The 22296-nt window shown below is 63.3% G+C and carries 17 protein-coding genes; 9 read left to right on the top strand and 8 right to left on the bottom strand.

The annotated features are described in order from the left end of the window. Window positions 1-536 precede the first annotated feature (536 nt). Window positions 537-1430 (bottom strand): LysR substrate-binding domain-containing protein, encoded by an 894-nt coding sequence (locus ACVMIH_RS16090; RefSeq protein ID WP_057020618.1) that lies wholly within the window; start codon window positions 1428-1430, stop codon window positions 537-539. A gap of 169 nt (window positions 1431-1599) precedes the next feature. Between ACVMIH_RS16090 and ACVMIH_RS16085 the strand changes: the two genes are divergently transcribed. Next, on the top strand, window positions 1600-2988 hold the full coding sequence (locus tag ACVMIH_RS16085; protein WP_141339854.1) for an MFS transporter: 1389 nt from the start codon (window positions 1600-1602) through the stop codon (window positions 2986-2988). A 52-nt stretch (window positions 2989-3040) separates the two neighbouring features. After that, entirely contained in the window at window positions 3041-4084 is a 1044-nt protein-coding gene (locus ACVMIH_RS16080) for a CapA family protein (RefSeq protein WP_141339853.1), read from the top strand. A gap of 367 nt (window positions 4085-4451) precedes the next feature. On the opposite strand, the gene ACVMIH_RS16075 is transcribed toward ACVMIH_RS16080, so the two are convergent. The 3 genes from ACVMIH_RS16075 to ACVMIH_RS16065 form a co-directional block, all read right to left on the bottom strand. Continuing rightward, window positions 4452-6446, bottom strand: a complete 1995-nt coding sequence (locus tag ACVMIH_RS16075; protein ID WP_456862493.1) for a N,N-dimethylformamidase beta subunit family domain-containing protein — start codon at window positions 6444-6446, stop codon at window positions 4452-4454. 340 nt (window positions 6447-6786) lie between these two features. Then, window positions 6787-7770, bottom strand: a complete 984-nt coding sequence (locus tag ACVMIH_RS16070; RefSeq protein ID WP_456866494.1) for a phosphotransferase enzyme family protein — start codon at window positions 7768-7770, stop codon at window positions 6787-6789. Next, entirely contained in the window at window positions 7767-8576 is an 810-nt protein-coding gene (locus ACVMIH_RS16065; protein WP_245311788.1) for an HAD-IIA family hydrolase, read from the bottom strand. The genes ACVMIH_RS16070 and ACVMIH_RS16065 overlap by 4 nt, the downstream gene beginning before the upstream one ends. Before the next feature lie 341 nt (window positions 8577-8917). On the opposite strand from ACVMIH_RS16065, the gene ACVMIH_RS16060 reads away from it, so the two are divergent. The 4 genes from ACVMIH_RS16060 (at window position 8918) to ACVMIH_RS16045 (ending at window position 14304) form a co-directional block, all read left to right on the top strand. Beyond that, a complete protein-coding gene (locus ACVMIH_RS16060) occupies window positions 8918-10480 on the top strand; it encodes an ABC transporter substrate-binding protein (protein ID WP_057020614.1) in 1563 nt (520 codons plus the stop codon). A gap of 101 nt (window positions 10481-10581) precedes the next feature. Further along, window positions 10582-11562: an ABC transporter permease gene (locus ACVMIH_RS16055; RefSeq protein ID WP_057020613.1), complete on the top strand. Its 981-nt coding sequence runs from the start codon at window positions 10582-10584 to the stop codon at window positions 11560-11562. A gap of 2 nt (window positions 11563-11564) precedes the next feature. Beyond that, window positions 11565-12482: an ABC transporter permease gene (locus ACVMIH_RS16050; protein WP_057020612.1), complete on the top strand. Its 918-nt coding sequence runs from the start codon at window positions 11565-11567 to the stop codon at window positions 12480-12482. 1 nt (window position 12483) lies between these two features. Next, complete coding sequence (locus ACVMIH_RS16045; RefSeq protein ID WP_057020611.1) at window positions 12484-14304, top strand: ABC transporter ATP-binding protein; 1821 nt, start codon at window positions 12484-12486, stop codon at window positions 14302-14304. A gap of 4 nt (window positions 14305-14308) precedes the next feature. Here ACVMIH_RS16045 and ACVMIH_RS16040 read toward each other — a convergent pair whose 3' ends face one another. Beyond that, a complete protein-coding gene (locus ACVMIH_RS16040; RefSeq protein WP_057020610.1) occupies window positions 14309-15715 on the bottom strand; it encodes an amidase in 1407 nt (468 codons plus the stop codon). Between the two features lie 201 nt (window positions 15716-15916). Between ACVMIH_RS16040 and ACVMIH_RS16035 the strand changes: the two genes are divergently transcribed. Both ACVMIH_RS16035 and ACVMIH_RS16030 read left to right on the top strand, forming a co-directional pair. Then, the gene (locus ACVMIH_RS16035) at window positions 15917-16873 is read left to right on the top strand and encodes a phosphotransferase family protein (RefSeq protein ID WP_063790183.1); all 957 of its coding nucleotides are present in this window, start codon (window positions 15917-15919) and stop codon (window positions 16871-16873) included. Further along, a complete protein-coding gene (locus ACVMIH_RS16030) occupies window positions 16870-17829 on the top strand; it encodes a phosphotransferase (protein WP_456862491.1) in 960 nt (319 codons plus the stop codon). The genes ACVMIH_RS16035 and ACVMIH_RS16030 overlap by 4 nt, the downstream gene beginning before the upstream one ends. 26 nt (window positions 17830-17855) lie before the next feature. Here the strand turns inward: ACVMIH_RS16030 and ACVMIH_RS16025 are convergent, their stop codons facing one another. The 3 genes from ACVMIH_RS16025 to ACVMIH_RS16015 all read right to left on the bottom strand — a co-directional run bounded on the left by ACVMIH_RS16025 (window position 17856) and on the right by ACVMIH_RS16015 (window position 20581). Next, a complete protein-coding gene (locus ACVMIH_RS16025; RefSeq protein ID WP_057020607.1) occupies window positions 17856-18647 on the bottom strand; it encodes an inositol monophosphatase family protein in 792 nt (263 codons plus the stop codon). Window positions 18648-18714: 67 nt separating this feature from the next. Then, complete coding sequence (locus tag ACVMIH_RS16020; protein ID WP_057020606.1) at window positions 18715-19746, bottom strand: helix-turn-helix domain-containing protein; 1032 nt, start codon at window positions 19744-19746, stop codon at window positions 18715-18717. 13 nt (window positions 19747-19759) lie between these two features. Then, the gene (locus ACVMIH_RS16015) at window positions 19760-20581 is read right to left on the bottom strand and encodes a DeoR/GlpR family DNA-binding transcription regulator (protein WP_057020605.1); all 822 of its coding nucleotides are present in this window, start codon (window positions 20579-20581) and stop codon (window positions 19760-19762) included. Between the two features lie 352 nt (window positions 20582-20933). Between ACVMIH_RS16015 and ACVMIH_RS16010 the strand changes: the two genes are divergently transcribed. After that, on the top strand, window positions 20934-22277 hold the full coding sequence (locus tag ACVMIH_RS16010; protein WP_057020646.1) for an aspartate aminotransferase family protein: 1344 nt from the start codon (window positions 20934-20936) through the stop codon (window positions 22275-22277). The last annotated feature ends 19 nt before the right edge of the window (window positions 22278-22296 follow it).

Here is a 22296-nt window from a genome sequence, read left to right as displayed (position 1 = left end):
GGGTCGTGTTCGGCGTAGCAAGCAGTGGTCGGTTGGTTCGACGCCAGGGGAAAAAGAGATACCTCCCTTATCTGCCGTGTTTGGGATTCTGTCCCGCCGAGGTGAAAGCTCAAGTATGACGACCGGCTTCCGGCTTACTTCTTTGGCCGAGGGGCCGCGCGGAAGATAAGGCACGTCCAGCCTGTCGCAGACGTTGGCCAGACTGTTCCCGGTGACTCCGAATTCCTCGGCCGGCCGGATCATTCACCTAGCCATTGATGTAGAAGCAATAAAACATCAGCGCCAAGGCGTGGCGAGATCCCCCCTAACCTTCGCGGATCAGCCGCCTTCGCTTCTGGCAGATGCCCAGCTCGATACGTGTATAGGCCTGACGAACAAAATAAGCCGGGATTTCGAGAGGAAATCCCTGCCTAGACTAGAGCAACGTGACACCTGAAGTGCGTAGCCAAGGCAAATGGCGATCCAAGCGCCGTCGGCGAGCTCGCAGCGATGCTGATTTGACAATAGCAGAGCAAGATCTTGCCGATGGAGAAACGTCAATTCTGTGTCCTGGTTTCGGACAGCAGCCAGTCGCGGAATGCAGCAATCTCCGGCCTGCCAACGTCGGTTTCGCGGCCGACGAGGTGGTAACTGTCGGCGGTTCGTACCACCAGCGGATGGATCGCCAATAGTCGTCCCGCTTTGAGATCGTCCTGGACCAGTTCCAGATGCGCCACCGCGATGCCGAGCCCGTCGATCGCCGCTTGATAGGCTAGCGAGGAATTGCCGAACGACAGTCCTTCGCGAAAGCTCCCGGGTGTGACGTCCGCCGCCTCAAACCAGATCCGCCAATCGTGCGGGCGCTTCATTGAATGAAGTAACGTGCGGTCGAGCAGCTCTCGTGAATCGTGCACGGGTGGATGCTTGTTGAATTCGGCGGGGCTACAAACCGGCAGCAGCTCGATCGGAAACAGCGTGTCGTAACGCACGCCGGGCTTTGGAATGGCGGGAGTCTGAATGGTGAAGTCCACCTCGCCAGCGCTCACATCGACGAGATCGTTGGCGATCGTGACCTGCACATTGATGCTTGGGTAAATGGTATGGAAGCGCGCGAGCCGCTTGACCAGCCATTTCATCGCCACCGTGGGAAACAGCCGTATCCGCACCACGCGATTTTGCTTGTCCCGGCGGCTGACCTGGGTCGCGAGTTCGATGCGATCAAAGGCTTCGGCAATGGCCTGCGCGTACTGTTCGCCCTGCGTCGTCAGCTTGACGTCGCGTTGATTACGGACGAACAGGCGCAGGCCAAGGAAGGCTTCGAGTTGGGCGATATGCCGGCTGACGGCGCCCTGCGAGACGTTGAGTATTTTGGCGGCGTGGGTGAAGTTCTCGGAGCGGGAGGCGACCTCGAAGACGCGAAGTGCATTCAGCGGGGGCAATTTTCGGGCCATCAGCGCCTCCCACTGAGGGCTGATCGCGTCCGCGCCGCATTCTCTGTGTTGCTCTGAAGATAAGTCATCGTCGTGATGAGTAAATTAGCATACTCGGCCCAAAGCATTCCGCTTATTTTGCCCGCATAAGCGGCGCTGAACGCCGCTACTTGCGGGAGAAACGCTTTCTATGACCACCCCCGTTAACGCCGCGGGCCGGCTTGACCGGCTCCCGATGGGCGCATTCCAGCGGCGGATTCTCAGCCTGATCGGCCTCGGGATGTTCTTCGACGGTTTCGACAACCAGATGGCCGCCGGCGTGTTGGGCGCCCTCGTTAAGGAGGGCTGGTCGAACATGGAGACCAATGCCCACTACATTTCCATCACCTTTGCCGGCCTCGCCATTGGCGCGCTGATGACGGGGTTGGTCGGTGACCGGTTCGGCCGGCGTTTTGCCTATCAGTTCAATCTTCTGATTTTCGGCAGCATGTGCCTGCTCTCGATGCTCGCGCCCTCGATGACCTGGCTGATGGCGATGCGTTTCTTCATGGGAGTAGGGATCGGCGCAGAATATGTCTGCGGTTACGGCATGGTCAGCGAGTTTGTGCCGCCGCAACGGCGCGGATGGGCGCTTGGCCTGATCAGCGTGGTGTCGATGGCATCGACATTCGCTGTGAATTTTACCGGACTATTCGTCATTCCAGCACTTGGATGGCGGCCGATGTATCTGATCGGCGGTTGCGGCGCATTATGGGTCTGGTTCCTGCGCCGCAAGCTTCCGGAGTCGCCGCGCTGGCTCGAAGCGCGCGGCCGTTATGAAGAAGCCGAAAAGATCATGCAGGATATCGAAGCTGAGGCCTCGAAGGCGGGGCCTCTCCCGCCGGTGATATCAGTGGCCGCGCCTGCGCCGGCCTGGGTACCGATCTCCATCCTGTTCTCGCGCGGCGTCGTCACCCGCACCTTGCTCGCGATGGCGGTTTGCATCACCTGCCTGGTCGGTTCCTACAGCTTCTCCTATTGGGTGCCGACCTTCTTCGTCAAACAGGGACTGAGTGTCACGAAGTCGCTCAGCTTTGCGACCGTCATGGCGCTGGGCAGTTCGCTCGGGCCGCTGGTCGGCATGCTGACCTCCGACTGGATTGGACGCCGTCGCGGCACCATGTTTGCGGCCTTATGGTGTGGCGTGTTCGCGCTGGCGTATTCGCAGCAGACCGATCCCGCCTGGGTGCTGATCTTTGGCTTCCTGTTGCAGGGCGGCATGAGCCTGATGATCGGCTTCGGTCTCGGCGGCTACACGCCGGAGTTGTTTGCAACCGAATATCGCTTCCGCGGCTCTGGCATCGCCCAAATGACGGGGCGGATTGCTGTCATCGCATCGCCCTACATGGTTGTGTCGCTCTATGACAATTATGGTCTCCCATCAGTGCTCTACGCCATTGCGTCGCTTTATCTGCTGTTAGCGCTTGGTATTCTCTTGTTCGGTATCGAAACCAACCAGCGCTCCCTGGAATCGATCGCGCCAGCGCGCGATGGCGAAGCGGCGGTGACAACATCGCGCTCCGCTGAAAGCGCGGCCTGATCTGGTCGCAATCCCGACACCCACACCAGAGCTCACGAAAAAGGAACTGCACATGGATCAAACGCTGCTCATCTTGGGCGATACCAACATCCAGAACCGCGAAGATCCTTTCAGCGCATTCGTCAATGTGCGTGACATGCTGACATCGGCCGATGTCTTGTTCGGACAGCTGGAAGGCCCGCTTGCCGAGCCCTCGATCGATCCCGCGCGGCCCGATATCCCGCACAAAAAGGGTTGGCGCCATTCGGGCGCCAAGGTAGGTCCGGCGCTCAAGAAGGCGGGCTATGTCGGCGTGAGCTGCGCCAGCAACGTCGCCTATCCCGCGCGCGCCGCCGTCGCCAGCGTCAAGGCGCTGGATTCGGCGGGGATCCTCCACTGTGGCGTTGGCGAAACGCTGGCCGAGGCCAGGAAGCCGGTAATCATCGAGAAGAACGGGGTTCGTTTCGGCTTCTTGAGCTACACATCGGTGTTCTGGCCGAGCAATCACGCCGCGTCAGCCAACAGCCCCGGATGCGCCACCATCAAGGCCCACGCCGCCTATGAGCCGGGCCCGCGCGCGCTGGAGATGCCGGGTGCTGAGCCGATCACGCATACATTCGCAGACGCCGACGAACTCGAGGCCATGCGGGACGATGTCCGCGCTCTGCGGACCAAGGTCGACCTTGTGATCCTTTCATGCCATTGGGGCGTGTCGTCCAAAGAGGAGCCAGTCGCATATCAGCGCGAAATAGCCCGAGCCGCCATCGACGTGGGGGCAGACATGGTGTTCGGCCACCATCCGCATGTGGTCCAGGCCGGCGAAATCTATCAGGGTAAGCCGATCTTCTACAGCCTTGGCAATTTTGCGTTCGACTGGGACGTTATGCGCGGCCGTCATCTCGATGGTCTGGCGCTGCGGTGCTTGATCGCGGGGAAGAAGATCACCGAAATTGAATTACTACCGGTCCGTCGCAACGAGCACAACGATATCTGCGTACATAGTGCAGACACCGGCGCGGGCAAGGACATTCTCGGCCGTTTCGAGCAGCTGAGCAGGAAACTCGGAGACTCAATCGTCTTGTCGAGGGCCACTCACCTGCGGCTTGAGGGTATGTAAGGTTAACGCGGCTGCTGACTCCCCCGAGCCGTTGTTTTGCCGAGCGATATCCAATCAGGGGAGCAAGAGGCCTCGCTCCTGACTGCGAGGAAAGCGCCTGCCGCCTGTCAGACATTCCCCTTGGGCGGAAAAGCCCTGGATCTTCCATGTACCACCGTATCGCACTCACCATGCGATGCTAGTCGCCTTTGTGAACTTGCGCGCGAACGAAAAAGAAGCACGTATCTGTGCGGTCGCCGCGCTGGGGGACAACGAGTATCCAGTAAGATGTTGATCTTCTTGCACTCAATCCTGCAACCAGAACGTATGAGTGGCCGAACGAGGATCGTTGACCTTTCGTTTCAGGGGCGAAGTCGCACTGATGGTCTCATGCTCCGAGCACCGGCTCCTTGCCGGTGAAGGCCCTGAGTATATTCGCCGTCAGGCGCGAAAGACCGTTGTCGCAGCCGTTCCAGGCCAGGGCGCCGGCATAGGCGATGGAGCCGACCGAAAATACCCAGCCGCCTCCATCGATCGGAAACAGGACCATGTCCGATCTCACCACGTCAGGCCGCTGTGCGCCTCCCTGATCCGGGAGCGAAAGAGTGAGATCCTCGATGACGAGCTGATACTCGTTGCCAAGCCCGGTCGAAGTCCCGAGCACATAGGCATGCTCGGGACTTCCGAGCGTAACGTCGTACCTGTCGACCTCGTCTCCCACCGCTCCACCCAGCACATAGCCGTAATCGCCGACGATTTCCTCAGTGATGCCGTCGAACAATTTCGCGGCGGGCGAATTGTAGCTCGCCTCCAGACGCCGATAGCCGCAGCCCTTCGACCATCCCTCCGATGCGAAGCCCACGCCCAGCATCTTGTTCGGGGCGCGGCCGCGCGTGCGCCAGATGCCGCCGGCTTCAGTCGTCGCAACATGGGTCCGTTCGCCATAGGGGGCATCCCAGCAGCGCGTGCCGCTGTTGTCGCGGCGCACCTCGATGACCCAGGGCTTTGCACTGAGCCGGCTCGTTACCCAGTAGAAGCCGTTGCCGCCAAGATACATGACCCGTCCGCCGTCATGCAGGTATCCGTCGAGGATATCGAGGCCGGTTCGTGTCCAGTATTCCGGGTGCGAGCCCGTGACGATCGCCGCGTACCGGTCGGCCAGGTTGCGGCCGCCACGTTCGAAATCCTCGTCGGTTGCGACATGATATTCGATGCCGAGGTGCTCTAGCCATTCGACGATGTACATGTCGACGGGAAAGTGACGGTATGAGCCCGTTAGCCAGTTCGGAAAACCAGGGCGGACGTTGAACAGCGGTCGTCGGCGGCCCGAATAGCGAACCGGCGTTCCGTCGGCATGGGTATCGTAGCAGGAGCGGCCCGGCTCGGGATGTGAGAACAGGTACTGTTCGTCCTCGGGCACCACCTTGTCATGAGGCATCACCGATGAGAAATCGAGCGAAGCCAGGTGGTCGTTCGCATAGGCCAGAAAGGTGTTGGTCGGCACCAGGAACAGCACGGGTGCCGAGGTGCCCAGGACCGGTCTGATAAACAGCGGAAAATGATTGCGGCGTCCGCCGGCCTCGAGCCGAACTGCGTAGACTCCGCTTTGAAGGTCCTCCGGCAGGCGGAATTCGAGATTATACCTCCAGCCGGCATCCACCATGTCGTCGTCGTGGAATTGCAGCGCACAGTACTGCTCGGGAACTTCGACGAAGGAGTCGCTTCGCCCGTCCCAGTTGCGTCCGGTCACACCGCGCTCGACGCCGTTGACAAGGTGCCCCTGTTCGCCTCCAGCGTCCGGCTCAATCGTCTCCGACGCGAAGTCCCTGCCGAGTTTCCATGCTGCCCATGCCGGCTGCGTGGGAGTCTTCCCCGCGTGCCATGCGGCGATCATCTCGGCGGATGGCTTCGCGAGGTGCAGCGTTGGCGAGTCGATCTTGCCATTATATGGCTCCAGCGGCGACCCGGACCGGCCGATGCCGGCCGCCGCGAGCAGGAGCGTTGCCGCATTTGCCGTCGCGCCGGTTGCCGCGCGGAGCGTGCGTTGTGCCCCAACCTTGGCATCAAGACGCCTGAGGTCGATGCAGACCTCGCCGTCGCCGATGGTAGTCAGGATCGAATACCAGTGTTTGGCGATGATCGCATCCGGCAAGACTGCGAGCGTTGCGCTGCCCATTCGAAGCGCAAGACCGCCTGAGATGATGACGAGCGCGACGTCGCCAATCGACCAGATGGCCTGGGGCGCGCTCCGCTCGGGGACGGTCGGCCATGCCCAGCAATGGACGCTGATCGCCGCATCGTTGATCGGTGAGGGAAGCGGAAATTCGGCGTGCGAGCCGACCACCGTGGATTGCACGCCGCCGGAAACGGTGCGGTCGAGCACCGACGAGAAATCGACCACCTTGCCCTCGATCGCTTCGTCGCGCCCGGGACCCGAGACCAGTCGCACGAGGCTTGCGCGGACGGTGGCGTGCGGCGTGCTGATCGCGAGCCGGACGACATCGCCGGGCTCGCAGGACCACTCCTCGAAATAAGCCTGGATATCCATCTGACGCTGCCCACGCTCGCTGGTTAAGTCCGCTTCGGACGCGCAATGTCCGAGCGCGCCCATCATTCGCGGATCAAAGCCGGCGGGGAAACATCTGTTGCGGCATTCTGGAGTCCGGGAGCAACAACACTGGAGAAACGGACAGGCGCGCCGCGGCTGGTCCCGAAAGTCCGCGTCACGCTCCGCGCAGGAACCGGTCGCCGAGCGCGACCGTTCCGTCGGTGTAGCCCGTACCCAGGCGTCGCGCGGTTTCGGTGTCCGAATGCGAAGCGAGCCAGGCCGTCAGCAGCATGCGCCTGAGCATCACGAACGCAGGCAGCATGGCCTCGTCGTCGCGCGAGACCGGTGCGACGGTCCGGTATCCCGCAAGCCACGACCGCTGGAGCAGGTCCATCACCGGCTCGTGCTCGATGAAGCTGACGGCCGCGGCGAAGTCATAGAAGAACCACGAGAAGCCGCAATCGTCGAAGTCGATGACGCCGAGCCGGTCGCCTTCGACGAGCAGGTTGGCGAGGCGGAGGTCGGCGTGAACGAGGCCAAACCGCTGCTCGCCCCGTCCGTAAGCCTCGACGCGCCGTTCAAGTTCGTCGGCGACCCTCTGCAGCAGCCTGCGGCCATCGTCGCGCAGGCCAAGACCGGCGCGCCAGTCACCCCATAGTGGCCGGCGGCCCAGCATGGCATCGAAATCCCAGACTTTGCGCTGGAACGTTGATGGCAATGTCCATCGGCGGCTGTGCGCGTGAAGCCGCGCGCTGGTCGCGCCGAGCTTGCCGAACCAGGTGGCCAGATCGTCCGAGGCGTCCGGCTCCTTGCCGCTGAGGAATTCGAATGCAACGACGTGTCGTGTCGCACCACTCAGGGGAATGGGGCATAACAGGTGTCCCTCCCGATCGGCGACCGGGCGCGGCGTGAGCACCACGTTGTCTGCGATCACGGCGTCGATCCAGGCGAGCTCGGACGCAATCTCGTCAGGTGAGTGATAGCCGGGCCGCTGCACGCGCAACACGAGTTTTTGCCGAGCGGCCGGATCTTGCGCGAGAAAGGTGGTGTTCTCGGAATGGCTGAGAAAGGCGAGCGTCGATTGCGATGATAGTCCCCAGCGCGGCAGGCTCGCGGCAAGAGAGGTCTGCATGCTCTCGATGAGGCCGGGAGTCATCATCGCGGCCAACCGACCGTCTCGGGCTCCGCGAGGTCAAGAAGGCTCGCGATGATGCGATCGGGAACGACGTCCGCCACCGCATTGAAAGGGACGTCGCTGGCGAGCAGGATCGACCGCATGCCGGCGGCCTTTCCTGCTGCGATATCGGTGCCGATCTGGTCGCCGACCATGACGGTCTCATGCCGGGCGGTGCCGAGATGCGCCAGCGCCTGTTCGATCAGGAACGGTTGCGGCTTGCCTAGCACGATCGGCTTCGTATTGGGAACGGCCGCTGCAACCGCGGCCGTGATCACGCCGACGCAGGGATCGTAGCCGTCATGAACCGGCGTCAGGACATCGGGATTGGTGGCGATGACGGTTGCGCCGGCGAGTGCGGCCCTGACCGCGGTGCGCAGCTTGGCGTAGTCGAGCGTGGCATCGAAGCCGAGCACGACGATCTTGGGCTTGACGTCGGTCAGGTGATAGCCAATGTCCTCGATCGCCTCGAGCAGTGGTCGTTCGCCGATCGCAAACACGGGCGTGGTGCGCGGCCAGCGCCGTTCGAGCAGGGACGTGACCGCCGAAATCGTCGTGAAGACCTGTGACGGTTCGGCCGGAATGCCGATGCGGCTCAGCTTGGCGGCAAATTGCGCGGCGGATTTCGTCGAATTGTTGGTGACGAACGCATAGGGCAGGCCCCGCTCGCTCCATCCGCGAAACGCCTTGACGGAGTCGTCGATCGGAGTGTCGCCGCGATAGGCGACGCCGTCGAGATCCGAGATGACGCCGCGAATGGGATGGTTGGCCGGAGCAATGCGCTGTTCCAATGCTGGGATTCCGTTCAGTTCCGCGAGCGTGATCATATGGTTGCCTGCATGGCGTTGCTGCTCTGTGCATCCATGATTTGTGTGCTGCACATTGGAAAGGCGTCCTTGCCTTGCCGGTGTGCGCCATGCTTCCGGGAGCGGAACATCTCCGTGCGCGACTGCGGCGCCCCGGGAGTGTCAGCAACGGAATCGTGGAGCAGCAGGAATCGGGCGATTGCGGCCTTTGGTCTAGGCTTTGCAGGCGTGAAAGCCACGATTTGTGCAAGACGATCGAAACGGCTGAGTGCCTTGCGGCCTCGAGAGCAGTTTCAGCGTTGCCGAAATCATCGAGGGATTACCATATGATCAACCGCAGAGACTTGATGTTAGGGGGATTGGCCGGGGCCGCGGCGTTCGGCTTCGGGCGGGTCAATCCCGACTTTCTTGTGAATTCCGCCTTTGCCGCCGAAGGCAAGACACTGCGCTTTCTCGGCGCGGAAGCGCTGACCGGCAACTGGGACCCAACCACCCATACCAATCTCGGCCAGCTCATCGTCGAGGGCTTCGTGTTCGGCTACCTGACGCGGGCGCCGATGCGGCCGGAGAAGCCGGACGAACTGATCTTCGAGCTGGCTGAATCGATGAAGCCCATCGACACCTATACGATGGAGGTGAAACTCAGGAAGGGCGTCAAATTTCATGACGGAACCCCGTTCACAGCGGCCGACGTCAAGGCGACCTATGAATATGGCTGCCAACCCGATCGTCCGGCGCAGTGGTACCCCGGTCTCGTCACCGTCGACGTCGTCGACGACTACACCTGCCACATCAACACGAAGGTGCAGGGCTATCCGGCGACGCTCTACTACTACCTGTCGTCCTTCCTGCCGATCATGTCGGCCAAGGACGTTGCCAATAAGGCGCAGCTCTCGGCGCGCATGAACGGCACGGGCCCCTACAAATATGTCGAGCAGAAAGGCGACACCACCGTTCTCGCCGCCAATCCCGACTTCTTCCTCGGCGCAGCGAAGATCCCGGGTGTCGAGTATCACTTCGTCGGTGACACCACGACGCGCACGCTGTCGCTGTTGAACGGCGAGGCCGACATCATCGAGCGGCTCGAGCAGGAGCAGGTCGAGACCATCTCGAAGGATGCCCGCTTCAGCATCCACAAGGCGGTTTCGGTCGAGAACAAATACCTGTTCTTCCGCTGCTCGAAGAAGCCGTTCGACGATCCGCGCATTCGCCTCGCCGCATGCTACTCGATCGACCGCAAGCAGGTGCTCGACGTGCTCGGCGTCTCCGGCATCTATTCCAAGGCGCACATCTCGCCGGTCAAGTTCGGCTATGCCGAGGTGGCCGACTATCCTGAATTCGATCCGGACAAGGCGCAGAAGCTGCTCGCGGAGGCCGGCTTCCCCAAAGGCCAGGGCCTGCCCGAGCTCACCTATTACACGTCGGTCGGTTTCTATCCGAAGACGAAGGAATATGCCGAGTTGATTACCGGCATGCTCCAGGAGCAGGGGTTTAAGGTCAATCTGCAGACGCTCGAAGTCGCGGCGTGGGGTAATTTGCTTTACGACAAGCCCGGCGGCGGTGAGGGCAACATGATCGACTGCGGCTGGTGCACCGGCTCGCCCGAGCCGGATCTCGTCCTGCGCACCCACTTCCACTCCTCCTCCAAGCGCATCACCGGCATCGTCGACAAGGACATCGACGCGGTGCTGGACAAGGAGCGCAACGCCACGACAATCGAGGAGCGCAAGAAGATCCTGCAGACCGAGACGCTGCCGACCATCGCCAAGAAGGCCCCGGCGCTCGCGTTGTTCACCTCGGTCTTCATCCATGCCTACAGCAAGAAGCTGGATGGTCTGTACATCTATCCGAACGGCATGCAGGACATGACCAAGGCAACATTGGCATGATGATTGCTCGGCAGGCCGGGTACGCCCGGCCTGCCGGTTCGCGAACGCAGGCCGGACCGGTCGGGTCTGGTCCTCATGAATTGCAAGGGTAGCTCTTCTCGATGTTGATCCTGGAATTCCTGGTCAAGCGGATCGCGCAGGGCATCCTGATCGTCTTCATCACGTCGTTGATCATCTTCACGCTGCTGCGCGTGGTGCCGGGCGATCCCGTGCGCCTGATCGTCGGCGGCATGGCGCCGGCCGACGTGGTCGAGAAGGTCGCGACCAAGATGGGGCTGCGCGACCCCATCATCGTGCAATATGGTCGGTACATGCGCGGGCTGGCACAGGGCGATCTCGGGCAATCCTATTTGCGGCCGCGCAGCGGCATGATCGCGACCGGCGGCCAGTATGTTGACCCGACCAAGTCGGATATGGCGCCGGTGATCGATCTCATCCTCGAACGCCTGCCGTTCACGCTGCAACTGGGCGGAATGGCGCTCGTGTTCGCGCTGCTGCTGTCGTTTCCGATCGGCATCGCGGGCGGGCTGCACCAGCATCGTTGGCAGAATGCGTTGGCGTTCGGAATGCAGTCGCTGTTCGTCTCGATTCCGAATTTCTGGCTCGCGATCGTTCTGATCCTGTTTCTGTCGGTGAAGCTGAAGCTGCTGCCGGCGCTCGGTTACCAGGGGTTTTCCTATGTCATCCTGCCGGCCTTCGTGCTCGCGGTGGAGATCGCCCCCTTCATCATCCGCACGCTGACGACCTCGCTCGGCGAGGTCATGCAAGCGCCGTTCATCGATGAGGCGCGGGTGCGCGGCCTGTCTCGCCGCCGCATCGTCTATTCGCACGCCCTGCGCAACGCGGCAGTGCCGCTAGTCAACCTGCTCGGGATCCAGCTTTCGACGCTGATCGGCGGCGTTCTCGTAATTGAATACATTTTCGACTATCCTGGCCTCGGCAATCTGACCGTGGTCTCTGTCGTCGGGCGCGACTTTCCGGTCATCCAGGGCATCGCCATCACGACCAGCGCCGTCTTTGTCTTCATCAATATCATCGTGGATTTGGTCGCCTATCTGGTCGATCCCCGCGTGGAGATCTGAGCATGACGGCCACCACGATCATCGCCGAGGAGCCCGCCTTGCCGGCGGCCCCAATCCGTTCCGTCAACCGCCGCATCATGGCCGCCGCCTGGCGCATGCCGAGCTTCAAGATCGGTTTCTTCATCTTCATGGCGCTGGTGCTGGCCTCGGCCATCTATCCCGAGGTGTCCTCGATCAGTGCGACCAAGATGGTGGTGAAGGACAAGTTCATGTCGCCGGTCTTTCTCGGCGACAAATGGACCTGGGATCATCCGCTGGGTACGGATCAGCTCGGCCGCGACATGCTGATGCGCAGCCTGATCGGCCTGCGCTATTCGCTGCTGGTCGGCGTCGTCACGGTCCTGCTCATCTTTGTCATCGGCTGCGGCCTTGGTCTGTTCGCCGGCTTCAAGGGCAAATGGTGGGACACCGTCATCATGCGGATCACCGATGCCCAATTGTCGATTCCGATGATCATCCTGGCGATCACCATTCTCGGCGTGTCGCGGCCGACGGTGCCGACCATCATAATCGTGCTGGCGCTGTCCGGCTGGCCGCTCTACGCGCGCGTGGCGCGCAGCGCCGCGGTCACCGAGCGCGGCAAGGAATATGTCCGCGGCCTGCGCGTGCTCGGCGCCGGGGACTGGCGGATCCTGTTTCTGTTCGCCGCACCGAACATCCTGCCGCCGATCGCATTCGTCGCCGTGCTCGACGTCGCACGCATGATGATCTTCGAAGCGATCCTCGGCTTCCTGGGGCTTGGCATCCAGCCGCCGACGCCGAGCTTCGGCAGCATCATCGCCGACTCCCGCAAATACCTGATCAATGCCTGGTGGATCGCGACCACGCCGGGCGTGTTCCTGGCTATCGCGCTTACCTCGATCAACCTGATGGGGTCGGCGCTCGAGAAGGCGCGCAACCGCATCTATGGGGGTCTCTGAGATGGATCTCTCGCTCATTCTGGAGGTTGACGACCTCACGGTCGGCGCTTCGGCGTCGGGCGCCGCGCCGATCCTCGATCACATCTCCTTCCGCCTCAACACGTCGGAGATCTTCGGCATCTATGGCGAAAGCGGCGCCGGCAAAACCGTGCTCAGCCGCGCATTGGCGAACTGGCTGCCGGAAAGTCTGGCGTATCGCTCCGGACGGGTCACGTTCGCCGGCCACGACATTCTCGGCGCCGGGGCGCGCGAGGTGCGGATCGGCCGCGACATCGCCTATATCGGCTCCAAGCCGCAAAGCTCGCTCGATCCGACGATACCGGTCGGGACCCAGATCGCGGAAAAGCTGCACAGCGTCAGGCCCGAATGGAATCCGCGCGAATGCCGCGAGCGGGTCGTGCAGCTCCTCGGCGAGGTCCGGATTCCATCGCCGAAGGAGCGCTATTGGGACTACCCGGCAAAATTTTCCGGCGGCATGATGCAGCGCGCGATGATCGTGGACGCGATTTGCGCCGAGCCCGCCGTCCTGATCGCCGACAACATTACCCAGCCGCTCGATGTCACCATCGCGGCACAGATCGTGGCGCTGCTCCACGACCTGTGCCTCCGCCACAGGATGGCGACAATCTATCTGTCGTCTTCCTTGCCCACGCTCGGCCAGTTCGGCGACCGCACGGCCGTGCTCCATCAGGGCCGGTTCGTCGAGCAGCAAGCGTTTGCCGGCCTGCTCGCCTCGCCACAGACCGACTACACGCGCAAGGCCATTGCCAGTGTGCCGCGCATGTGGGCGACCACCGAGGGCCCGCTGGCCCGCCGCAAGGCGCAAGACGAAGTGCCGCTGATGAAGGTGGAGCACGTTGTTCGGACCTATCGCGCGCGCAAGCGGGGGACGTTCAATACCTACAGCAACGTGCAGGCGGTGCGCGGCGTAACGCTCGACATCATGCCGCGCGAGAATTTCGGCATCGTCGGGGAATCCGGCTGCGGCAAGTCGACCCTCACGCGCCTGCTGGCCTGGCTGGAGGTTCCCGACAACGGCAGCATCGTCCTCAACGGCACGTCGCTCGGGGCGTTGTCGCCGCGCGAGCTGATCCGCACCCGCAGCGAATTCCAGCTGCTGCTGCAGGATCCGTACAACGCGCTGCCGCCGCGCACCACCGTCGGCCGCATGATCGAGGAGAGCCTGCTGATCCGCGGCAATGTCGCCCGCGCGGACCTGCGCAGCCGGGTCATCGCAGCGATGGCCGAGGTCGGTCTTGCCGCCGAGCTCTATGACCAGCTCCCGAACACGCTCTCCACCGGCGAGCGCCAGCGCATCTCGATCGCGCGTGCCCTGATCCTCGATCCCAAGCTGCTGATCCTCGACGAAACCTTGTCCGCGCTGGATCAACGCGAGCAGTCAAGGCTGATGGACCTGTTCTCGAAGCTGCAGGAGAAGAACGACCTCACCTATGTCTTCATCTCCCATGATCTCGCAATGGTGCGCAGGGTCTGCACGCGCATTGCCGTGATGTATCTCGGTGAGATGGTCGAGATCGCCGACAACCGCGAGCTGTTCTTCGATCCCCAGCATCCCTACACCAAGGCATTGCTCTCGGCCGCCCCGACGCTGGAGGAGAAGCCGTTCAACCCGGCGGACTTCTTGCTGGAGGGCGAGCCGCCGAGCCCGATCGATATCCCGGCGGGATGCAGCTTTGCCTCGCGCTGTCCGAAGGCGTTCGGCCGCTGCCGGCTGGAGACGCCGAAGCTGGTCGAACACGCGCCGGGGCGCTTCGCCGCCTGCCACCTTCTCGACGGCGACCCGGCGCAGGCCGCGGCCTGAGCGCTCAGGGCCGTGGCTTGAAGGGCCAGTCCATCGCGAACGAGCGCATGTCCTCCAGCGCCTTGGTCACCTGCAGGACGCCGAGATCGTCGAAGCGGTGCCCGGTCACTTGGACGCCGATCGGTAGATGGCGGGAATCGAATGCCATGCAGACGGTGGAGGCGGGCTGGCAGGTCTGGTTGAACATGGCGGTGAACAGCGTGTGCGCGAGCGGCGTCTCACGCGACACGCCGGGCTCCTCGGCCGGGAAATTCACCACCGGCAGCGTCGGGGCGATGACATAGTCCCAGCCCTCGAAGGCCGCGAGCAGCGCCGCCTTCATCTTGGCGATCCGGCCCAGCGCCCGGTAGAGGTCGGCGCCCGAATGTTTCGCCCCGCCAAGGCACCATGCGCGAACGTAGGGATTGATGTCGCGTGCGGTGTCGCCATGCGGCGGCAGCGATGCATATTCGAGATAGCCGCGCACCTGGAGGAACAGGTCGATCGGCGCATAGGCGTCGTCGGTGAGCGGAGAGGTGAACGGCTCGACGATCGCGCCGGCGCCGGCGAGCAGCTTGCCGGCCGCATCGACCGCGCTGCGAACCGTAGCTTCGGCCTTCATGCCGAAGCCCATGTCGGTGAGGACGCCGATCTTCAGTCCCTTCACGTCGCGCTTCAGATGCTCGTGATAGCGCACGCCATCGGCGGGCAGGCTCCAGGTGTCGCGCTCGTCCTGCCGCGTCAGCACGGTCAGCAGGCGCGCGATATCATCCACGCTGCGACCCATCGGGCCTGCCATGCGCATGGTGTCGGCCGGCAAATGCGGCACACGGCCATGGGTCGGCTTCAGTCCGGCCAGTCCGCAATGGGCGGCCGGAAGGCGGACCGAGCCCGCGATATCCGTGCCGACGGAAACATAGCCGGCGCCAGCGGCGACGGAGGCGCCTGCGCCGGCCGACGAGCCGCCGGTATTCCAGGCGAGCCCCCAGGGGTTGCGGGTAACGCCGTGCAGCGAGCTGATGCCCGACGCCATCAGGCCGCAATCCGGCATCGTGGTCTTGGCAAAGATCACCGCGCCGGCCTCGCGGAGCGCGATCGCCGGCGGCGAATCGTAGTTGGACGGCGGCAGGGCACGGTTGGCGCCGATGCCGTGAAAATAGGGCCAGCCGATCATGGCGACGCTGTCCTTGACCGTCATGGGGACGCCGTCGAGCGGACCCAGTGCGGTTCCCGCCTTCCATCGCGCTTCCGAGCCTTGCGCGCTTGCGATGGCTTGCTCCGGACGGAAGCAGAACAGCGCATTGATCGCGGGATTGACCGCCTCGGCATGGCCGAGCACGGTTCGCAACACCTCCACCGGCGACAATGCGCGCGATGCGTAGGCCTCCGTCAGCCCCGCAAGGCTCATCCCGATTAGTTCCGCAGCAGACATCTTGGCCTCGACAAATGGCGTTCTGGATCAGTGTCCGGATAGCGAAAGTCGCCCCTGTCGGGGTAGTGCCGCTGCCGTAAGGGCATGATTTGGTGGAGTGCGAGGCATCCCTTTTGCATCTGTCTTGATCGAATTTGTCATCAAACCGGGAGGCCCGCGACAGGCGGGCCGAACGACACCCGCGAGAGATCAGAAGTCGTCATGAGCCAATCTGGAACGCAAATCGCCACGGTCCGGAACTACATTGCCGGGCTCCCGGGCTGGGGGACGGGCGATATCGTGATCGAGCCCGCCATTCCGGTCCTCGCCTCGCCAAGCTGGCGCGGGGTCGACGGCGCTCCCTGGCGCGCCACCAGGAACGGAAGCGGCGAGAGCATCTTCATCAAGAACATGGATGTGGATGCCAAGCTCTACATCGACGTTGCCTGCGCGTTCGAAGCGGCCCGGCGCGCATCCGATCTCGGTATCGGTCCCAAGGTGCTTGCGGCGGATCCGGACGCGGGACTTCTGGTCATGGAAGATCTCAACCGTGGCTGGCGGGTCGGCACGCTGGAGCGGATGCTGGAGCCGAAGATCGTCGACGCGGTCATCGCGGCGCGGCGCCTGTTCCAGGCAGGGGCGCCTCTGCCGCGGCGCATGGGAGTCTTCGACGAGATCGAGCATTTCTACGAGGCGGCAAAGGCCGCGAAGGCGCAACTGCCGTCTGATGCGGAATGGCTGGTCAAGGAGCTGCGTTTTGCGGCCGATGCCTTGAGGAAACTCGACATCAAACCGGTGCCAATCCATGGCGATGGCAATGTCTCGAACATCCTGATCAGCGACACCGGCGAGGTTCGCCTGATCGATTGGGATCGCGCCACGACGGCCGACCCGCTGGAGGACCTCGGCAGCTTCCTCGTCGAAGCCTTCGCGCAGGAGCCGGAGGCGCGCGACGCCTTCAGCCGCAACGCCGGCGGATTCGACGAGCGCGCATTCAGCCGCGCCCGCATCTACGGCATGGCGGATGATCTGCGCTGGGGCCTGATCGGCGCCGTGCTCGCCGCGCGGTCGGCGCGCAACACCTTTGAGTTTTACAAGTTCGCCAGCTGGCGCTTCGTACGTTGCCGCATGACGGTCCGGGAGCCGCGCTTTGGCGAGATGCTTCGGAGGATCGCATGACTGTCCGCAGGAAGCTCGGCGAGGGAGCGACAGTCCACGAGCGCAATATCGAGGCAGCGATCGCCCGCGTGCCGCAATGGCACGGCAAGGGGGCGGCCTATACCCCGCTGGTCGGCGGCCTCATGAATCAGAACTGGCTGGTCGAGATATCCGGCGATGGACGGCGCTACTTCATCAAGGTGCCCGGCGAGGGCTCGGAGATGTTCATCGATCGCGTGACCGCCAACGAGGCAGCTGCGCGCAATGCCCACGCCATGGGCGTTGCGCCCGAGGTGATCTTTTTCGACGCCACGGACGGGCTCGAGATCAGCGAGTTCCTCGAAGGCTATCGCGCCTGCACCAATGCCGATTTCGGCGATGCCGCCATCCAGGCCGACGTTCTCGACCTTTACCGCCGCCTGCATGCCGGCCCGAAGCTCGGCCAGACCAAGACCATCTTCGACATGATCGAGGAGCATATCGAGCAGGGCAGGGAGCTCGGCGCGCATTTCCCGCAGGACATGCCCTGGCTGATGCATCGCTACAATCAGGCCAAGTCGGCGTTCCTGGCGTCGGGTCTCGATCTCGTGCCGTGCTTCAACGATCCGATGCCGGGCAATTTCCTGATCTCGGCGGAATCAGGCGGCCCAAGGCCGATGAAGCTGATCGACTACGAGTTCGCATCCAACAACGAGCGTAGCTATGAGCTCGGCGTCCTGTTCGCCGAGATGTTCTTCGACGAGCATCTGACGGAGGCCCTGATCGAGCAATATCTGGGCGAGGTGCGGCCGCAGATGGTCGCGCGCGTGATACTCAACCGGGCGCTCGCCGACCTGAAATGGGCGTCATGGGCGGTCGTGAACAGGAAGCTCAAGGACTGGGATTTCGACTATCAGAAGTACGGCGTCTGGAAATACATGCGTGCCCGCGACGTAATGTACGATCCCCGCTGGGATGGCTGGTTGCGGCTCGTCTGAGCCGCGCGACGGGAGGGCTTCCGCAGTTATTGATTGAGGATCGCGAGCGCCTGCTCGAGCAGGCTGTCGTTCGCGGCCGCGATGATCCGGCCATCGGATTCCGGCGACAGCGGCCGCCCCTGCCAGTCGCGGACGATGCCGCCAGCGCCCTCGACCACCGGAATCAGCGGCATGAAGTCGAACGACTTGAGGGAGGTTTCGACCACGAGATCGCAGTGGCCGGATGCGAGCAGGCCATATTGGTAGCAGTCGCCGCCAAATCGCCGGAACATGGCCTTCTGGCTGAGCGCATCGTAGCGGGCCCAGTCGCTCGGCGTGAAGAAGTCCGGCGATGACGTGTAGATCTGCGCGTCTTCCAGTCGCGTGGTGCGGCTCACCCTTGCCAGCTCGCCGTTGAAGGTGGTGCCTTGCCGGGTGCCGTACCACCGCTCGGCCAGCGCGGGCATATCGATCATGCCGGCGGTGATCGATCCATCTCTCTCGTCGGCGAGCGCGACGAGCGTGCCGAACAGCGGCATGCCGGAGATAAAGCTCTTCGTTCCGTCGATCGGATCGAGATACCACGTGTAGCGGTCCCCGGCCGTCGATCCCATCTCCTCGCCGAGGATGCCGTGATCGGGGAAGCGCGAACCGATCAGCTGCCGTAGCTCCATTTCGATCGCACGATCGGCGATCGTGACCGGCGTCAGGTCCTGCTTGCGCTCGAAATCGACGCGGGAACGGAAGTGCGTCACGGCGATCCGTCCGGCCACGTCGGCAAGCTCATTGAAGAACGAAGCGAGCTCGCTTGCCGATAATCTGTCTTGAATGTCGTCCAATGGTCGCTCCGGGCGGGAGGCGCGCCGACGTCGCGGGACGCACGACGCCTTGCCTTGGGATGGGGCGTTACGCGGTCTCGTGGACCGACTGCTTGTCGATCTCCCAATAGGGGGAGTCGAATCCGTTGCGCCGCGCCACTCGGGCGGCAGGGCTCCTCGGCTGCGGCGAGCGCACGCCAGCGGCCGGCTGCGGCGCCGACACGGGCGCCTGGCGAACGTCGCGCGGCGCCACCTTGAAGTGCCGGCTGAAGCAGCGGGAGAAATGCGACACGTTCTTGAAGCCGACTTCGTAGGCGACCTCCGAGACGGTCCGCCGGCCCTTCGGATCGGCGACTAGGATTTCATACGCCCGCTGCAGCCGCTTGGTCTGGACGAACTGGCTGACCGTGGTCTCGTTGTCGTTGAACAGGCTGTACAAATAACTGAGCGAGATGCGGCTCGACGCCGCGATCTTCTTCGGCGACAACGACTGGTCACCGAGATGGCTCTCGATGAAGTCGACGATCCGGCGGCGCAGGTGATAGCGCGCGTTGCGCACATCGGTTGCGGCGCCGCGATCCTCCGATCCGATGGTCAGCGCGACGAAGCTGATCATTTCGGTCGCGAGCGCCTGGGGGTTCGGCGGCGGCGAGGCGACGAACAGTTCGGCCACGCTGCGGATCATGCCCGCCAGCAGGTGCGTCATCTGTTCGTTTGGCTTGAAGCGGCGACTGATGTGATCTTCAACCGAGACGAGCCGGCCGCGCAGCTCGGCGGCCGGAATCCGCAACATCAGGAAGCGCGCGGTCTTGTCAGACGACAATTCGTAGAAGGCGAGCTCGCTGAGCAGGACATATTCGCCGGGACGTGCGATCCCGATGCGGCTGTCCTGGCTGAATGCGACGCATCCAGTCTGCGGAAACACCAGCACATAGGCGGCATCGTGGATGCAGGCAACGCGTTCCCAGTTGCGGGCAAAGGCGTGATCCGGCCCGACGAGTTCGAGATCGAGGCGTCCGATCCGGGTCCGCCAATCCTGCGTGGGACCGGGGCCCTTGTCGTTGCCAGCATGAAGGCCGGTGTGTTCCTCGCGGGAAGCAACAGATGTCAGGCGTGCCATGGCTGGGCCTTTCTCAGGGTTGCGCAACGATGATCTCCGTTCCGGCTTCACGGAGAGCGGTTGCCAGAGCTCCCTCTGGCTGCCGATCGGTAACCAGGCGATCGATATCGGTCCAATGTGCGAAGACGGTGAGCGCACGCTGGTCGAATTTGCCGTGATCGGCCACCAGGATGGCTTCTGCGGCGCGCTTGGCCATCGCGCCATAGATGGCACCGGCCTCATCGTCGGCATCATTCGCGCCGCGCGCGCTGATGCCGGTCGCGCTCACGATGGCGCGGTTGGCCTCATAGCTGTTGATGTTCGCGATCGTCTGCGTGCCGAACACATAACCTTCGGTGGGGTGATAGCGGCCGGGACAGCAGAGCACGCGGATCGACGGATTGACGGCTAGCGCGGCCGCAATGGCGTAATCATGGGTGATCACGGTGATGTCGTGCGCGCGTGAGGCCAGCCGTCGCGCGATGTGAAACGTGGTCGCGCCGGCGCCGAGCATCAACACCTCGTTCGGCAGGATCAGGTCGGCGATCACCGCGGCCATCGCCTCGCGCTCGGCGATCATGATCGCCTTGCGATCGGTCAGCGCCGGCTCGAGCGCGAAGGGACGGGACGCTCCGCCATAGGTACGGTTGATGAGCTTCTGCTCCTGAAGCTCCATCAGATCGCGCCGGATGGTCTCGCCGGAGACGCCGAGCACGGCGGCGAGCTCGGAAGCCCGCAGCGTCGGCGCGGCGGTGAGTTGCGAGATGATGTGCTTGTGGCGCGCGAGCTTCGAGAGGCGGTCGCCGTCGGCCTTTCGTGGCCGCTTGTCGGCCTCAGCAGGGGCGTCACTCGTCATTCCGCTGTCTCTCCGGCTGCAAACCTCTCCAGCGTCCGTGCCATGATCGTTCCCCAAGTGATGTTGTGAGTCCACATCAATCGTGTGGCATATTCCTCATTTTTTGGGCGCCGTGCTGCCTATGGAATTCGCAAAGGAATCATGGCGATCACATAAGGCACTGAAACATATGAGGTATGGCTTTGGAATGCGGAGCGCATGTCTGACGTTCTGGTGTCTCTTGCCTGCAATCTGCTTTTCAGTTGTGGGGATTCGCACATAGATCCAAGGTCGCGGTGGAACGGCTGGGGAATGATCGCCGCAGGGGACGGCTTTGGTCCGCGCAGGCCGCGGGCCAAAGGGAAGGCAGGCGATGCAGCAGGAGAAAGGGATTCTGGCGTTGAACGCCTTCGATCAGAGCCGGGTGTCGTCAATCGACCCAGCGCTCGGCGAGGCGGTGCAACGACGCCTGCGTTCGTTCGGAAAAGCCTCGGTGCTGTTCTATCAGGAGCCGATCAGGATGGCGCGCGCCGAAGGCGTCTATATGTTCGACGTCGATGGCCGGCGCTATCTCGATCTCTACAACAACGTCCCGTCGGTCGGGCATTCGCATCCGCGCGTTGTCGAAGCGATAAGCCGCCAGGCCGGCCTGCTCAGCACGCACACACGCTATCTCAACGACGTCGTCGATGGTTATGCGGAGCGTCTCCTGGCGACGTTTCCGCGCGGGATCGATCATCTGGTCCTGACTTGCACCGGCAGCGAGGCGAATGACCTTGCGCTACGGGTCGCGAAAGTGACAACCGGGCGGGCGGGCTTCATTGTCACGGAGACCGCCTATCACGGTAATAGCGCCGCAGTGACCGATGTCTCGCCGTCCTCGCGTCCCGGTCAGCCGCTGCCGCCCCACGTGCGGGCAGTTCCCGCACCCGAGATGTATCGCAATCCGGTCGGCGATCCCGGCCAGCGCTTTTCCGACAGCGTTGCCGCAGCGATCACCGATCTCGAGCGAAGCGGCTTCGGCTTTGCTGCGCTGCTGGTGGACACGATCTTTTCGAGCGATGGCATCCATGCCGACCCTGCCGGCTTCCTGGCCCCCACCGTGAAGCTCGTGCACGAACGTCAGGGACTGTTCATCGCCGACGAGGTGCAGCCAGGCTTCGCACGAACCGGGGCGGCGATGTGGGGCTTCGCGCGCCATGGCGTCGTCCCCGACATCGTCACGATGGGCAAGCCCATGGGCAACGGCTTTCCGATGGGAGGCGTCGCCATGCGCGCCGCGCTGCTCGATCGCTTTGCCGCGGAAGTGAAGTACTTCAACACCTTCGGCGGCAACCCGGTGGCCGCGGCCGCAGGCCTTGCCGTGCTCGACGTCATCGAGGACGAGGGCTTGATGCAGAATGCGCGCGAGGTCAGCCGTCACCTGATGGATGGATTGCGCGAGATCGGCAATCGCCACATGACCATCGGAGACGTTCGTGGTGCCGGCCTGTTCATCGGGCTCGAGCTGGTGCGCGACCGCGACAGCAAGGAGCCCGCACCGGAGCTCGCTAGCCTGCTGATCAATCGCCTGCGCCGGCGCGGCATCCTGATCGGTGCTGCCGGTCCGTTCGGCAGCACGCTCAAGATTCGTCCGCCGCTGTGCTTCGGCAAGGACCACGCCGACATGTTCATCACCGCGTGCGACGAGGAGTTGCGCGAGGTGGCCGCGTCGTGACGCGATCGCCGATAGCCCG

The organism is Bradyrhizobium sp. USDA 4503 (assembly GCF_054055815.1).
Note: the sequence above shows the minus strand (reverse complement) of the source record. Positions and strands in the feature narration are given on the sequence as shown.

What these genes read in the sequence shown, in the direction of transcription:
- ACVMIH_RS16090 (WP_057020618.1), bottom strand. Translation starts at nt 1,430, where the DNA reads ATGGCCCGAAAATTGCCCCCGCTGAATGCACTTCGCGTCTTCGAGGTC.
- ACVMIH_RS16085 (WP_141339854.1), top strand. Translation starts at nt 1,600, where the DNA reads ATGACCACCCCCGTTAACGCCGCGGGCCGGCTTGACCGGCTCCCGATG.
- ACVMIH_RS16080 (WP_141339853.1), top strand. Translation starts at nt 3,041, where the DNA reads ATGGATCAAACGCTGCTCATCTTGGGCGATACCAACATCCAGAACCGC.
- ACVMIH_RS16070 (WP_456866494.1), bottom strand. Translation starts at nt 7,770, where the DNA reads ATGATGACTCCCGGCCTCATCGAGAGCATGCAGACCTCTCTTGCCGCG.
- ACVMIH_RS16060 (WP_057020614.1), top strand. Translation starts at nt 8,918, where the DNA reads ATGATCAACCGCAGAGACTTGATGTTAGGGGGATTGGCCGGGGCCGCG.
- ACVMIH_RS16055 (WP_057020613.1), top strand. Translation starts at nt 10,582, where the DNA reads ATGTTGATCCTGGAATTCCTGGTCAAGCGGATCGCGCAGGGCATCCTG.
- ACVMIH_RS16050 (WP_057020612.1), top strand. Translation starts at nt 11,565, where the DNA reads ATGACGGCCACCACGATCATCGCCGAGGAGCCCGCCTTGCCGGCGGCC.
- ACVMIH_RS16045 (WP_057020611.1), top strand. Translation starts at nt 12,484, where the DNA reads ATGGATCTCTCGCTCATTCTGGAGGTTGACGACCTCACGGTCGGCGCT.
- ACVMIH_RS16040 (WP_057020610.1), bottom strand. Translation starts at nt 15,715, where the DNA reads ATGTCTGCTGCGGAACTAATCGGGATGAGCCTTGCGGGGCTGACGGAG.
- ACVMIH_RS16035 (WP_063790183.1), top strand. Translation starts at nt 15,917, where the DNA reads ATGAGCCAATCTGGAACGCAAATCGCCACGGTCCGGAACTACATTGCC.
- ACVMIH_RS16030 (WP_456862491.1), top strand. Translation starts at nt 16,870, where the DNA reads ATGACTGTCCGCAGGAAGCTCGGCGAGGGAGCGACAGTCCACGAGCGC.
- ACVMIH_RS16020 (WP_057020606.1), bottom strand. Translation starts at nt 19,746, where the DNA reads ATGGCACGCCTGACATCTGTTGCTTCCCGCGAGGAACACACCGGCCTT.
- ACVMIH_RS16015 (WP_057020605.1), bottom strand. Translation starts at nt 20,581, where the DNA reads ATGACGAGTGACGCCCCTGCTGAGGCCGACAAGCGGCCACGAAAGGCC.
- ACVMIH_RS16010 (WP_057020646.1), top strand. Translation starts at nt 20,934, where the DNA reads ATGCAGCAGGAGAAAGGGATTCTGGCGTTGAACGCCTTCGATCAGAGC.